Here is a 13,929-nt window from a genome sequence, read left to right as displayed (position 1 = left end):
CCTGATCCTGGCCATGGGGTTATGCGGCGGAAGTCCAGTGGATCCTGTAAGCCGCTCTAGCTTCACTCCACCAAGCCATCAAGGCCAGCGACGACGAACTCGCCATAGCCGAGCGCTTCACCCAGCCGAACCAGGCGCGCGTACTGGCTAGCTTCCAACGACCGCGAGTGCCACCTCGTGATGCTCATCGCCCAACGGAGAGCGAGGTCTGGGGTGCAGGTGGCATGGCAGCGCAGCAGGGCCGCTGTCACCACCCCACCTGGGTTCCACTTCGGTGGCACGGAGGCCACCAGGCTGGTGATCTCCTTTGCGACGACATCGGCTAACGCGACGCCGGATTCCCAGTCCGCCTCAGGCTGAGGCCGCTCCCCGTGCCTCTCCTGCCACTGATGACACCGCTCGTTGATTATGTCGAGCCACTCCGGCCCGGACGGCGCGTCGCCGTCCGGGCCGAACTTGAATCCACCATCAATGCCCGCGGCCCAGAGAGTCTCGATCTCACTGGCAGTCAGTCCGGCCAGCATCGTCGAGGCGTCCCGCCGGAGCGCTTCGACCTCCCACGGATCCTGACCTGGAAAGAGACTTTGATCGATCAGGCATTCAGCTGCGCCAGCGCACCGCCAGTCCTGGTGGAACTGGCTGGCAAGACTGGTAAGGCCGAAGTCGAAGGCTGAGGGACGAGACATGCGGGACATTATTCCACAGGATAGGCGGTATACACGTAGTACCCTCCGGGCTCACTTTTGTCACGCCTGAGAAGCAGGATAATCCTATTACCTGCCGGCTTGATCGACCCGTCCGGGTAGACGACACGTCCGAGCGAGGTGCCATTAGGAGCGACACGCTCAGGACCGAGAGTAAGGTCCTTCCCGTTGTACTTCCTTTTCCAGTTCTCGATCACTTTCGCTTTCTTGGCGATTAACTCATCGATCGATCGAGTCGCGACGCCGATGTTGGTCCAAACACTATTGGCCACCCCTGTCTTTGCGGCCAGTTTCCTCGCTTGTTCATCAGTCACATTGACGTGTTTCGAAAGGGTATGCGCCTGACCATTGTGCCGCTGCTCGACACCGGCTAGATCACAGCTCTGAGCTGACGGTGGGGCGTTGTGGACGAGGACGTGAGCTCTACCGACGACGATGTAGTACGTGTGCGCCCCGGCCACGCTGAGGTTGTACATCGCCCGGCTGCCGGTGAACGACTTCACTCCGGCGACGGTTGGCCCACTTCTCGCATCCGAGTAGAGGCGGTGATTTGTGTCCAAATCGGCCGCGTCGATCCATCTACGTCGTGTCACGTCCCAGAATGGGTGCTCCTGGGTGGTATGCACCGTGACGACGGCGCCCCTCGTGTCCCGAACCTGCACGTCGGTCAGGGCAGTGTCCTGGTTAAGATGCAGCGCAACCACCTCGCGTCCCCGGGTGTCACCGGTGACGGGGTCGGTGGCCTTGACCCGGTCGTGCAGCTGCACAGTGCTGATCGCCTTGGTACTACCATCGGCCATCACCACGCGGGTGTCGGCTGAAAAGCTGTTTTTGTTGCAGGCCAGCGTTGCCGTCAACCAGGTTTGGCGCGCGGCTCGCGTCAGCTTGTTGCCGAGCAACCGCTCAGTCACGAGGTCCAGCGTCGCCCCCGGATCATTCCTGACGGCTGGATCGAGGGCCTGGAGGGTCAGCAATGCGTTCCAGCAGCCGGGGACCAACATTGCGCAGCCGTTCAGTGTCTGCTGCGCCTCGCGGTCCTGCTCAAACTGCCGCCGCTCCTGCGGAGTGACGATCGTATAACCGCATTGCTTCTGGTTCTCTGCCCAACTCCAGCAGAGGATGTCGCCGTGTTCCGGGCCCCGCTCCATGTCGGGCAGACTCGGGTAGCAGGATGGGTCAGCGCCATAGCCCGGTGGACGGTCGCAGTTCTTGCCGTCAGAGGTCGGCGGGTTGTCGCGTCGCGCCTGCTCCTCCTGCTCGATCAGGGCAAGCGCGGCGTCATATGCGGCGTCGTAGTCGGCCTGGGACTCGTCGGCACTCTTGCCTGCCGCCTCGGCCGAACGCCGGGCCGCGTTCGCGGACGCTCGTGCGTCGTCCGCCTTGGTCTTTGCCCGGTAGGCGGAGTACCGCGCGTCGGCAGCGGCCCGGTCAGCTTTGCGAGCATCTGCCCTGGCAGACGCAGCTGCCTCGCGGGCCGTTGCTGCCGAGGCCGTCGCCTTCTGCGCGGACTCCTTCGCCGCGTCGGCCGCACTTTTCGCCGCGTTCGCGTAGGCACCCGCCTCCAAGGCCGAGTTGGCGGCCTGCTGGGCGTAGTTGGCCGCCTCGTCGGCGGCGTCCCGCGCCAGCGCGGCCGCCCGCGCCGCCTCGTACGCTGCCTGTTCGGCGGTCGCCGCTGCCTGACCGGCCTGAGCGACAGCGGCATCGACTCGCGCCTTGTGGGTTGCCGCCAGGTAGTCCCGATCCTGGGCCTGGGCATGTCCTGCGCGGAGAAACCCGCGCATCCAGGACTGCGGACCGGCGAGGGCGATCTTCGCCGCTGACGTGACCTCCGGACCCGGCGCGGGGTCAGTCGACAGGATCCCGAGGATCTCGGCACGCTCGTCGTGTGCGGCGGCGGAGTACTGACCACGAGTTAGAAACTCGTTGCGATCCTCGTGAGTGCCGTCCAGGGCCGTCGAGGCCGCTTGGTCGAGGGCCGGTCCGCCATCCGACATCAACGCGAGGATCTTTGCCCGATCATCGTTGTCCTTCCCTGGGTAGGCACGTGTCCTCAGGAACTCCCGCACGCCTCCGATGGGGCCGTCGAGAGCAGCCTCGGCAGCGTCTCGCAACGCTGCTGGTTCCCCGCTCTCAGCAATGTGCGCTACCCGAGATCGATCGTCCTGGTCGGTGGCCTTAGTGAGCCCTTCCTGCAGGAAGTACCGCATCTCGACTTCGGAACCAGTCAGAGCTTCTTCAGCCGCAGTCCTGGTCCAGGGTCCCCCGCTCGCCAGCAGTCGCAGGGCAGCCTCCCGCCCTTTGCTGAGCATGACGTCGACTGGTGCGTCTGACGCACTCGCCGATTCCAGCAGGGTCTCTGTCTCTGCATCGCGACGGGTCTGCTCCTCTGCGTCCCACGCTAGGCGAGCCTCGACCTCTTGGTCCGCTTCCAAGGCTGCTTCCGCCGCCTCAATGCCATTCTGTGTGACAATTTGGAGCCGCTCTGCCTCCGCAGCCTCCGCAATCTCGGCCACCGCTTGGGCCTGTGTCGCCGCGGTAGAGGCGGCGGCTGCAGCAACGATGGCGGCGTCCGCATGCGCAGTCGCCTGCTCCGCCTTGTCAGCTGCCTCACCTGCCGCGTCAGCTGCCTTGTTTGCGGCTACAGCCGCCGCCTCGGCGTGTGCAGCCGCGTCCCGAGCGGCATCAGCGGCCTCACCAGCGGCAGCAGCCGCCTTCGCTGCAAGCGCTGTCGCCGCCTGCGCTGCTCGACCGGCGACCGCCGCCGCCCGCCGGGCCTCGGCGGCATTCCGCTTAGCCCGGTCGGCCTCTGATCCGGCCGCATGTGCGTAGCCGCCAGCCTCATCTGCAGCAGTCGCCGCTGCATCGGCGTGATTGCTCGCGGAAGCCACAGCGATAGCGGCGTCGCCTGAGGCAGCTCCGGCCTTCCTCGCATCGTCTGCCGCCTGCGCCGCCACCTTCGCCGCTTGCGCACTCTGCCGCGCAGCAACCGCCGCCTTTCGGGCATCAGCCGCCTTGTCCTCGTCAAGCGCGGCCGCCGATGCTGCCTTATAGGCTCGGGTCGCAGCATTGCCGGCCAGCACTGCGGCGCTGGCCGCCCGGGCAGCGGAGGTAGACGCGGCTCTGGCGGCCGCGTGCGCGTCACCAGCCGCGTTCACCGCAATCCGGGCAGCCTTGGCGGCCTCCTTCGCTGCATCGGCAGCACGGCCCGCCGCGGCGGCAGCGTCCTGCGCCGAATCCTTTGCAGCGGCGGTTTCGGCGGCGGCAGTCTGCGCCGCCGCCTTGGCCCGCTCGGCCGCCGCGACGGCCTGGGCTGACGCGACCTTGGCCGCATCGGTTTCTGCAGCGGCCTCCTTGCCTGCGGCCGTGGCCTGCGCGGCAAGGTCGGTGACTGAGGCAAGCGTCTCGTCGCGTGCCTCAGCCACCTCAACGCCGGACGTCACAAACTCGTGGATTGTCTCAGGTCCCCCGTCAAGCGCAATCTTTGCCATCTCGCGGGTCGCGGGGCCACCACTCATCATGATCGCCAACGCCTGGGCACGCTCGTCGTGCACGCGTGCACTGTCTAGGCCGACAGCCAAGAACTCGATGATGGCGGCTTCCCCGCCATCCAGGGCACGGGTCGCCGCCGCCTGCACGGCTAGTCCACCAGCCGTCTTCGCCTGCAGCGCTCGCGCCCGCTCATCCTGTACAAAGGCGCGGTCCCAGGTGCCGAACACGAAGTGATCGCGGTCCTCGTCAGAACCGTCCAGGGCTGCGGAAGCAGCAGCTTGGACGGCAGGACCTCCGACAGACATCATCTGTAGCACGCGCAGACGCAGGTCCGTCTTGCGGAGAGCGGGCTCTTCGGAGTCGAGGAACCGCAAGATATCATCGTTCGTGCCAAGCAATGCCTTCCGCGCAGCCGCAGCGGTGAGCGGACCATCCATAAGCATGCTCATGAGGACCTCGCTCCGGGCGACGCGCAAGTCGTCGGGGGAACCCTCGGCGTATGCCGGGGATGGAACGGTCAACGTGGCCAGCATGACCACGGACACGAGCACCGCAGCCATCACTTCACGCAGCATCACGCCAGGTGCGGAGTCTCTGTGGTACAGCAATCGAATTCCCTTCGGACACCTGTTGGTCGGCAACGACAGAAGGCCACACTCACCTCATGCCAAGCGGGGTTGCATCCAGGGTGGCGCGTGCCCCATCATCGCAGACACGTGATCTCCACATGCACGTGCAGGTCAGACGACGTCATCAGGGCCGGTGGACCGGCTATCCAGAACTGGAGCCATATCTCGATGAAGGTCACTAGACGGGTGTTCGTCGGCGCCGCCGCCATGGTTTTGGCCAGTGGCGGCACCTTAGGAATGCTTCCCGTTTCGGCAACGGCCGAGCCCGACGCACCACCCTCGATCGTGGAAGATTTCACTTATCCGGGAGGTGATAAGATCGACGGGATTCGGCTAATCAAGGGCGATGGCCATATCCTATTCATCGAATGCGATCAGCCGGCACGTTCTGTCGAGGTGTGGAGCTTCACCCAGGACACGCCCTTCTGTTTTGAGATCCGAGGCACAAAGGGCTACGTTTCTCTCGAGCTTGCCGACGCATACGGCATTCGCAACTATAACGACTTCCCGCTCAGCGCTACGGTTAGCGTGGCCGGGACAGAAAAAGCTGTTCAGGTACCCATTAACGACTGGGTGGGGGTTGGACCCGGCGCCAACGAAGGACCCGCCGTCCTGCTAGAGATCCAAACGTGAGACTACTGACCTGATCTCTAACTTGTCGGACGGTGGTACCGACTCCGGCTGATCATGGGACAGCCCCGGTCGATCATTCCTCTTGTCTGCGGGTGTGCGGGGTGTCCAGGTGTGAATCCGCAGCACTGTAATGGTGAGTCATCTCGGCGACCGAGTACACCTCGGCGGTCAATACGACGTCGAGCTGCACAAGGACTGGAACTTCGATAAAGACGAGGGCATAGGACCCGGCCGACAATATCTCGTTCGAGCCTGCCGCCGAGGCACACGAATACGGCCTAGCCCGAGAGTTCGTGGTCTACAGCGACAGCAGAGCCCAAACGATCAACATCGGCTAATCAGGGGAGGGATGAGCGTGCGCCTGCGAATCGTCGGTGGGAAACCCATCGCGATGGCCGTAGTGCTGCTCGTGGGCACGCTCGCCCTCCAACTGCGGGCATGACCCGGTTCGATAACCGGGCCTACCCCGCCAGCAGTTGGAAGTAAGGCCTGGGAGTAACCTTTACCGACTTCGAGCTCATACCTACCAAGTGCATCGACGGACACATGAGGCACTGGGGCGGGCAGCCCGAAGCTGTTCATGAAGATCACTGCGCCGTCCGACCGCGTCAGTCAGTTCATTGAAGCCCACCGGTTAAAAGCGGCGAATAGGCTATTAGCGGTCCAGCGCACCCCCCGGCATAGGGGAACAGAATGCGGAGTTCGGATGACAGCAGTCCGCAGACCGCAAATACTCAATACCGAAGCGAGGAGAACTGGAAGAACAACGTGCAACCCAGGCAGTCGGCGACGACGGCACCGCCGAGCGGTCCCTGCACCTACACTCCTGGCACTAGTAGTACGGGTTCGTCGAACGTAACGAGCAACATTCGTTCAACCATCGCAACCTGTCATTTCGCGGAGTGTCATGATGACTAGCGCTCGTCAATCTTTTCGCCGACCGTCGTTGATGGCATACGTGCGAGCCATAGGCATGGCATCCAGATCACGGCCGGGTCGCCGCTACTGCTGACCCATTCCGCAACCGACAATCCTTCCATCTTGATCGATATACATACACACTTATCGCCTTGACCAAGAGCCCAGCTTTCGATCGACCTGTCCATTCAATTAGTGTGAGCATCCGGTATTCCTCGCACCTCACTAAACATGGCATACGCTGGCCGGCATCGATTCCGATGCCGGCCAGCGGTATTTGGCGGCTCCGAAAACCCCTGTGTCGGTCAACTCAGTTGAGTCGATAACGCTGGGGTGTCTGACGGGCCGTCTCAATGCGGGTGGTGTATTAAACAGCTTTCTGTTGCGTGCTCCGCGTGCCGGGTTACCAGAGGCGGGTGTTATCGGGCCAGGAGTTGTGGGGTTGGGCGGAGAGGATGGGGTCCCAGCCGCTGCTGGTGGTGCCGGTCGGTGTGTACGGAGAGATGTCGGTGCCGCTGTCGTTGAACGGGGACATGTCCAGGTAGCCGGTCACCACGCCGTTGCCGTCGCGTCGGTAGTAGAGGCCACCGCCAGGTGAGAACAGCGAGGTGGCATCGGCCCAGCCACTGGTGGCGAGGTCTGCCCGGCTCCAGTCGTCGGCGCCGACCGCGGTGTAGGCGATGAGTTTGCCGTCGGTGTAGGTCGCCAGCAGGCGCCCCTCACCGGTGGCAGTGAGGGTGGGCACGCCGAAGCCGCTGCTGACGATCACCGTGCGGTCGATCAGGTCGGTGGCCGGGTCCGCTGGTTTGGCCTTGGTCACCGTGTACCGCAGCCACGTGCCACCGGCCCGGCCGAACAGGGAACCGTACCCGTCGTAGACCAGCAGGTCGTGGCTCCAGCCGCCACCGAGACGCTCGGCGGTGCGGGTGAAGGTGAGCGGCTGGGTGCCGGTGATGTCGACCCGGTACAGGCTGCCGGTGGTGGAAGTGACCAACAGCGTGTCCGAGTTCAGGGTTGCCAGCGCCTTCGGCGTGAACCCGAGGGTCTGCGCCGACACGGTGCTGACCACTTTCGCCCCGGTGATCGGGTCCAGCGCGGTGTAGGAAAGGCGACCCTCCGCGTTGACCCCGTACACCGACACCAGTCCGGTCCACGGCCGCGCCGACAGCAGCACCTGGTCCCAGCCGCTGGTGCTCACAGGATCGTTCGGGAAGGACTCGATGTCACTACCGCTACCGTCGAACGGATTCACGTCACGGTAGCGGTCCAACCGGCCGGTCGAGCTCCGCGCGTAGTAGTAGCCACCGCCGGGTGAGAGCAGATGCGTCGGACCCGACCAACCGGTGTTGGCGAGGTCGTCCCTCGACCATGCCTCGGAACCGTTGCCGTGGATGGTGTACGACAACAGGCGGCCGTCGGCGTTGCCCAGGATCCGTCCGGCGCCGGGCGACGTGATGGACGTCAGGCTGAAACCGGTGTCGATCACGGTGCCCCGGCTGATGTGTTCCGCGCTGCTCGGCTTCTCGGTGGTCAGTGTCCGACGGCGAAGCTCGTCGTTGTCGAGGATGCCGTACAGCGACCCGTACCCGTCATAGGTCAGCCGGTCGTAGGGAGTCCAACCGTTCATGACCCAGGTGGTGGTGAAGGTCAGCGGATCTTTTCCGGTGACGTCCACCCGGTACATCTTGCCGTCGGTGTCGGTGATCAGGATGGTGTCCTCGTTCAGTGTGGCCATCGCCTTCGGGCTGAACCCGAGGCTGGCGGCCGACTGACGGTCCGCCCGCAGATCCCCGGTAGCTGAGTCGATCACGCTGTAGGTCAGCCGGCCGTCGGACAGCACACCGAAGATCTGTACGTCGGCGGTCTGCTCACCGATCCACGCCGCGAGGTCGTCGACTCTGGTGGCGGTCGCCCCGTCCCTGGTCTCTGTCTCCCCCAGGCAGCCCTTCTGCCACGAGGTGTTGCTGACGGCCACCAGCGTGGGTGCGCCCTCGACATCCCGGAACACCGGACCCCCGGCGTCGCCCTTACAGATGGTCGCCCCAGCCGACGCCCCCATCAGACCGACGGTGGTCGTGGCGACATCCTGGACGGTGAAGACGGCGGCGTGTAGGCGGTCTGGCACCCACTCGGTTGCCGTGCGGCCGTATCCCGCGACCGTCAACGTCTCGCTGGCTGCGGGAGCCGTGTCGGCGAGCCCCACCGGGGTGATGTCGGTGACCGGTGCGGACAGACGCGCCAACGCCAGGTTCCGATCCGGATGCGGTACCACCGCCACGACCGCACGCTCCTGGCCGGCCGTCCCCGTCAGATCGGTACGGCCGATCAGAGCACGAGTGGGTTTCCCAGGCGTCCCCCGAACCACCGGCGTGCTGCCGTCACCGAAACAGTTCTTCGCCGTGAGCACCCAGTCCTGGTCGACCAGGGCGCCCGTACACGCCTGCTCATCACCGAACATGACCTTCGCGCTGAAGCCGTACGCCCCATCCGGAACCGGATCGGAGCCGGCAACAGCCCGAGCGGCGCCGCCACCCAGGAGGCCAGCCGCGAGCACAGTCCCGACCAGGGCCGCACCCCAACGACGCAAACTATGAACCAACAAAACATTCCCTTACGGAAGAATCGTGACATGAGCCGGCGGGAAGGCTGCCGGCATAAGCCCTTGCCTCGGCGCTCATGTAGCAGCCGGTTCGGGTCAACAGGTGTCCTGGCACTGCGGAATTTCACATAACCGCATGCCACAAAAGCGACATGTCGAATTTCTCCAAGGTTCCACCTTCGTTCACGCCGGCATATTCGCCTGGTAGCGGCGATAGCGAACCGAAACCTCTGCTCCAACCCAGTCCGACATCACCTGCGGCGTCAGCATGCCACACCCGATCCGCCCTGAGCTCAGGACCGATTAAGGGCTGCTTCGCGGTGTCCGCCACTATCCTGTTAGCGCCCTTTACCCCATAACGGTAGGTGATACAGGGGTTCAGGATTTCCAGCTGCGGGACCGCTGGCCACGTTCCTAATACACCCGGTCCAAGAGGACGCCGGGGTTGAGCACCCACGATGGATCGAGCGCGGCTTTCGCGGCGCGCAGTGCCAGCGCCGCCGGCTCGGGGCGCTGCTGGTCGTACCAGGGCCGGTGGTCGCGGCCGACGGCGTGGTGGTGGGTGATGGTGCCGCCGGAGGCGAGCAGCGCCTCGGAGACGGCATGCTTGATCTGATCCCACTGGGCGACGCTGCTGCCCCACCGGCCGGCGGCGTAGACGCCGAAGTAGGGAGCCGGCCCGTCCGGGTAGACGTGGGTGAACCGGCAGGTGACCACGCCGGTCGCGCCGACCTCCCGCAGCGCCACGCCAACCGCGTCGAGCACGGCGGCGCGCAACGCCGGATAGCGGTCCCAGGTGCAGGCGGTCTCGAAGGTCTCCACAATCATCGACCGGGCCGCAAGCGCATCCCGCTGGTACGGCATCCGCAGGAACGACGACCGCCAGGTGTCCGTGGCGCCGTCGCCCCGGGACGTGGACTCGTCGCGCTCCCGGGGCGGCTCGGGCAGCGTCCCGCCGTGGTCACGGCACAGTTCGACGGCGCGGTCCAGCGCGGGCCCGACCGGGTGGTCCGCAGACTCGAAGCCCAGCACGAGCACCCCGCCGCCGGTGGCCGCGCCGGCGTTCAGCAGCGCCTCCGCCGGGTCGAGCAGCCGGCAGTTGCTCGGGTGCAGCCCGGACTGGGCGATCGCCCGGGTCGCCGCGACGGCCGTGTCGTGGTCGTCGAAGTGCACCGCCGCGTCGGCCCGCCACCGTGGCCGCTCCTGCACCCGAAGCCACGCCTCGGTGATGACGCCGAGCGTGCCCTCCGAGCCGAGGAAGAGCCGGTCCGGTGACGGCCCCGCGCCGGAGGCCGGCAACCGGCGGGACTGGCTGATACCGGCGGGGGTGACCACCCGCAGCGCCTCCACCAGGTCGTCGATGTGGGTCAGGACCGTCGCGTAGTGCCCGCCCGCGCGCGTGGCCAACCACCCGCCGAGCGTGGAGAACTCGAACGACTGCGGGAAGTGTCGCAGGGTGAGGTGCTGCGGGCGAAGGTGTTCCTCCAGCGCCGGCCCGAAGACGCCGGCCTGGACCCGCGCCGCCCGGCTGGTCCGGTCGACCTCCAGCACCCGGTCGAGCCGGCCGAGGTCGAGGCTGACCGTGCCGGGGTAGCCGTCACCCACCCGGGGTTCCACCCCACCGACCACCGAGGAGCCGCCACCGTACGGGACGACCGCCAGGCCGGAGCGCGAGCACCAGTCCAGCAGGTCAACCACGTCCTGTTCGGAGGTGGGGCGGGCGATCACGTCCGGCGGGTGCCGTACCTCGCCGTGCAGGTTCCGGACCACGTCCCGGAACGCCTTTCCGTGCGCGTGCGCCGCCCGATCGGCCGGCTCAGCTGAGCAGAGGTGCGCCAGCGTCGCGGGTGGGGTGACCCGCGCCGGCGGCAGGTCCAGCTCGGCCACCGGCGGCGGTTCGTGCGGGGTCAGGTCAACGTCGGGTAGCAGGGCCCGCACCCGGTCAGCCAGCCGCGCGGCCTCAGCGCCGGTAACCGCGTCCTCGACGTAGCCCCAGCCCCACCATGAACGACGCTTCGCGGGCATCCGGTCTCCCCAAAGTTGCCGACGTCGATGTGGGGAACCTACTCGACTGACGACGTGACCGGTATCCCACCGCACGGCGCCGCTGACACGTCAGCCACGGTCGGGACCGGAACCCTGCTCCGACGCTGGAGTTTGGTGGAGAGTCCCGGCTGGGGTCGGTTGCCCGTCGTCGGTCAGTTCCGGCAGCAACCGACGCCGAGTCACCGCCAACACCCCGGTGGCGAGCAGCACACCGACCACCATCGTCACCACCATCGGGCTGGGCGCGCCGGGCAGTAGTCCGGTGATCGACCGGGCTGCTGTGCCCAGCACCAGATAGAGCCCGCCCCACGCCGCCGCGCCGAGCGCCGCACAGCCCACAAACCGCCGGTACGACATCCGCAACCCACCCGCGACCAGCGGCAGCAACGCGTTGAGGACCGGCAGGAAGGGCGCCACCAGCACCATTTGGCCGCCGCTACGGCGCAGCAGGCGCTCCGCCGCCGCCCACCGCTGTTCGCCGATCCAGTCGCCCACGCGCCCCCGTCGCAGCCGGTCGGCGAAGCGACGGCCGACTAGGAAGCTCAGTGACCAGCCGGTTAGGCAGCCGGCGACCACTGTGCCGAGCACGGCGAGGCCGGCGGTGGGGCCCTGCGCCCCCACCGCCGCGAGGATCGCCACGTCCCCGGGAACCAGCACCCCCAGTAGAGGCACGGCATCGAAGACCATCACCAACCCGAGCGCCCCCAACAGCAGGAGGGTGGGAAGCTCTCCGAACTGAGCTAGCCAATCCATGCCCGATACGTTAGGCCGACGTCGCTCCCCGGGCATCCGGAGTGTCCCCCCAGCCGTCCCTGATTCCCCGCTCAGGGTCGTCGTCGGCGTCGGTCAGGCGGGCCGCAGCACCTGCACCCGCCGCACCGGGGAGTCGGCGGTCGGCTCGGTGGTTGGCACCAGATGCTCGGCGACGACCGTCATCCCGTGGGCCGGCACGTGCCCGCGGCCCGGCTCGCCCACCAGCACGTCGACCTCGGTGGACGCGGCACGGCGGAGGAACGGCAGCATCCGTGCCGCCGTCGCCCGGTCGTACAGGACATCGCCGGCTACCAGCAGGTCCAGCTCGGTGGGGGTGTCGTCCAGCAGGTCCCGGTCGGTGGCCGCGATCCGCACACTGTTGGCCCGCGCGTTGACGGTGACGGCGGCGACCGAGTAGGGGTCGGTGTCGGCGGCCACGACGTGCGCTGCGCCGGCCAGCGCGGCGGCGACCGCGACCACGCCCGAGCCGGCGGCCAGATCGAGTACCCGGCGACCGGTCACCAGGTCGGGGTGATCGAGCAGGTGCCGGGCGAGGGCCTGACCGCCGGGCCACACCGACGCCCAGTACGGCGGGGGCAGCGTGTGCCCGGCTCGGGCCTCCATCCGCGCCCACCAGACGATCGGGTCCTCGGCGAGGTGCAGGCGTAGTTCGGGCACGAACGGCACCGGTAGCAGCCGCAGCCGGTCCAGGCCCTGGCCGGGCGCAGCGATCTCCCGTTCGAGGTCGACCAGTGCGGTCGCGGCTACGCCCACCGGGGCAGCATGCCCCAGTCTGATCGGCATCGTGCGGTGTTTGGCAGGTCCGCCCCGGACCGGTCATTTCGTTGCCTACGGCACTTCGTCCAGCGGATTGGCCCGCGGCCCGCTACTGTCGGGAAGGTACCGGGCGATCATCGGCCGCCGGCCGGGGTTCGCCCGCTTGGAACAGGGAGAGATGCATGGCAACCGGCACCGTCAAGTGGTTCAACGCAGAAAAGGGCTTCGGCTTCATCGAGCAGGATGGCGGGGGGCCGGACGTCTTCGTCCACTACTCGTCGATCTCGATGAGCGGTTACCGGGAGCTGAGCGAGGGCCAGAAGGTCGACTTCGATGTAACCCAGGGCCAGAAGGGCCCGCAGGCGGATAACGTCCGCCCGGCGTGACCCGGCGCGGTGACGGCGTCCGGACTACCGGCCGCCGTCACCGTCGGGTACACGGGAGGTTCGTACCGCGGTATCGAGTGTCCTTCCGCCGACTGCTATCCCGGACCCGGGACGATCGGCGTGTCCGTCGCTTCGCCGCAGGCCGTGATCGGCTGCCCGCCTGCGCCGGTCGCGGGCAACTGGCTCACTAGGTGGGCCCACCGACGGTGAGCCCACCCGAGATCCTGGTCAGGAAATGGTGGCGTTGGTTCCGAGATGGATACTGTTGTCGGGTAGGCCGACGGTGTAGGTGCTAAAGATACGGCGGTTCGGGTCTACCTGGGTGGAGTCGTTCTGCCAGGTTTCCGAGGCGTCTCGGCTGCGATGCCAGCCACTGCTGCCGGGCACCACCGTGAAGACGTGCAGCGTCCCGTCAGGCAAGCCGGCCGCGGCCACCGCCGAAAGCGTGCCGCTGCCATCACCCCGCGTCGCTCTGCCACGCCTCACGATGCTACAGCCCACTACCCCCGGAACGATCGCGAACAGGTGCACACCCCCGTCGGGGAGTGATGCCGCCGCTATCCCGGAGATCGCGGTATCCGCATTCACCCGGCCCACGTCCCGTCAGCGGCACGCTCCCGGTCATATACCGGGCCTTGTAGATGTGTGTCGGTGGTGGCGGGGCTACTGGCGGCGGGGATATCGGCGCAGCCACCATAGCGAAGGCCGGAGCGCAGTTCGGTGTTAGTGCGGCTGCTGTAAATGCTCCAGGTGGAGCCGTTGGTGCAGTCACGACGAAACAGGATGAGGTCAGTGGCATCGTCGCCGTTGTAGTCACCGGGCGCGGGGATGTCCGTGCAACCGCCGTACTTGAACCCCGCCTTTAGGTGGGTATCTGTACGATGATTGTAGATACTCCACGTCGATCCGTTGGTGCAGTCACGACGGAACAAGGCAAGATCAGTAGTGCCGTCACCGTCATAATCACCGGACGCAGGAATATCCGTGCAGCCACC

General features: G+C 66.6%; 9 protein-coding genes and 1 pseudogene. 2 read left to right on the top strand and 8 right to left on the bottom strand.

The annotated features are described in order from the left end of the window. Positions 1 to 62: 62 nt before the first annotated feature. Together B116_RS0110160 and B116_RS24985 are read right to left on the bottom strand one after the other, a co-directional pair. Positions 63 to 686 carry a hypothetical protein gene (locus tag B116_RS0110160; RefSeq protein WP_223874559.1) on the bottom strand — a complete coding sequence of 208 codons (624 nt, stop codon included), beginning with the start codon at positions 684 to 686 and terminating at the stop codon, positions 63 to 65. An 8-nt stretch (positions 687 to 694) separates the two neighbouring features. After that, the gene (locus B116_RS24985) at positions 695 to 4,801 is read right to left on the bottom strand and encodes a polymorphic toxin-type HINT domain-containing protein (protein ID WP_155255742.1); all 4,107 of its coding nucleotides are present in this window, start codon (positions 4,799 to 4,801) and stop codon (positions 695 to 697) included. Between the two features lie 207 nt (positions 4,802 to 5,008). On the opposite strand from B116_RS24985, the gene B116_RS0110145 reads away from it, so the two are divergent. Continuing rightward, the gene (locus B116_RS0110145) at positions 5,009 to 5,455 is read left to right on the top strand and encodes a hypothetical protein (protein WP_050591856.1); all 447 of its coding nucleotides are present in this window, start codon (positions 5,009 to 5,011) and stop codon (positions 5,453 to 5,455) included. Between the two features lie 1,321 nt (positions 5,456 to 6,776). Here the strand turns inward: B116_RS0110145 and B116_RS0110130 are convergent. From B116_RS0110130 to B116_RS0110115, 4 genes are all read right to left on the bottom strand, one after another. After that, on the bottom strand, positions 6,777 to 8,975 hold the full coding sequence (locus tag B116_RS0110130) for a trypsin-like serine protease (protein WP_027660019.1): 2,199 nt from the start codon (positions 8,973 to 8,975) through the stop codon (positions 6,777 to 6,779). 411 nt (positions 8,976 to 9,386) lie between these two features. Further along, complete coding sequence (locus tag B116_RS0110125; RefSeq protein ID WP_027660018.1) at positions 9,387 to 10,997, bottom strand: FAD-binding oxidoreductase; 1,611 nt, start codon at positions 10,995 to 10,997, stop codon at positions 9,387 to 9,389. 90 nt (positions 10,998 to 11,087) lie between these two features. After that, complete coding sequence (locus B116_RS0110120) at positions 11,088 to 11,771, bottom strand: DedA family protein (protein WP_027660017.1); 684 nt, start codon at positions 11,769 to 11,771, stop codon at positions 11,088 to 11,090. Between the two features lie 93 nt (positions 11,772 to 11,864). Next, positions 11,865 to 12,545, bottom strand: coding sequence for a class I SAM-dependent methyltransferase (locus B116_RS0110115; protein WP_027660016.1), 681 nt, complete (start codon positions 12,543 to 12,545; stop codon positions 11,865 to 11,867). A 185-nt stretch (positions 12,546 to 12,730) separates the two neighbouring features. On the opposite strand from B116_RS0110115, the gene B116_RS0110110 reads away from it, so the two are divergent. Then, positions 12,731 to 12,934, top strand: a complete 204-nt coding sequence (locus B116_RS0110110; protein ID WP_018216284.1) for a cold-shock protein — start codon at positions 12,731 to 12,733, stop codon at positions 12,932 to 12,934. Between the two features lie 228 nt (positions 12,935 to 13,162). Here the strand turns inward: B116_RS0110110 and B116_RS28245 are convergent, their stop codons facing one another. Continuing rightward, positions 13,163 to 13,369: a hypothetical protein gene (locus tag B116_RS28245; RefSeq protein ID WP_027660015.1), complete on the bottom strand. Its 207-nt coding sequence runs from the start codon at positions 13,367 to 13,369 to the stop codon at positions 13,163 to 13,165. Positions 13,370 to 13,518: 149 nt separating this feature from the next. After that, a pseudogene (locus B116_RS28240) lies at positions 13,519 to 13,929 on the bottom strand (peptidase S1); the annotation flags it as partial.

This window comes from Salinispora fenicalii (assembly GCF_000514815.1).
Lineage (GTDB): Bacteria > Actinomycetota > Actinomycetes > Mycobacteriales > Micromonosporaceae > Micromonospora > Micromonospora fenicalii.
The sequence above is the reverse complement of the archived record's forward strand: the minus strand, read 5'-3'. Positions and strand labels throughout refer to the sequence as shown.

Excerpts from the sequence above, each read along its gene's own strand:
- B116_RS0110160 (WP_223874559.1), bottom strand. The coding sequence starts at position 686 with ATGTCTCGTCCCTCAGCCTTCGACTTCGGCCTTACCAGTCTTGCCAGC.
- B116_RS0110125 (WP_027660018.1), bottom strand. The coding sequence starts at position 10,997 with ATGCCCGCGAAGCGTCGTTCATGGTGGGGCTGGGGCTACGTCGAGGAC.
- B116_RS0110120 (WP_027660017.1), bottom strand. The coding sequence starts at position 11,771 with ATGGATTGGCTAGCTCAGTTCGGAGAGCTTCCCACCCTCCTGCTGTTG.
- B116_RS0110110 (WP_018216284.1), top strand. The coding sequence starts at position 12,731 with ATGGCAACCGGCACCGTCAAGTGGTTCAACGCAGAAAAGGGCTTCGGC.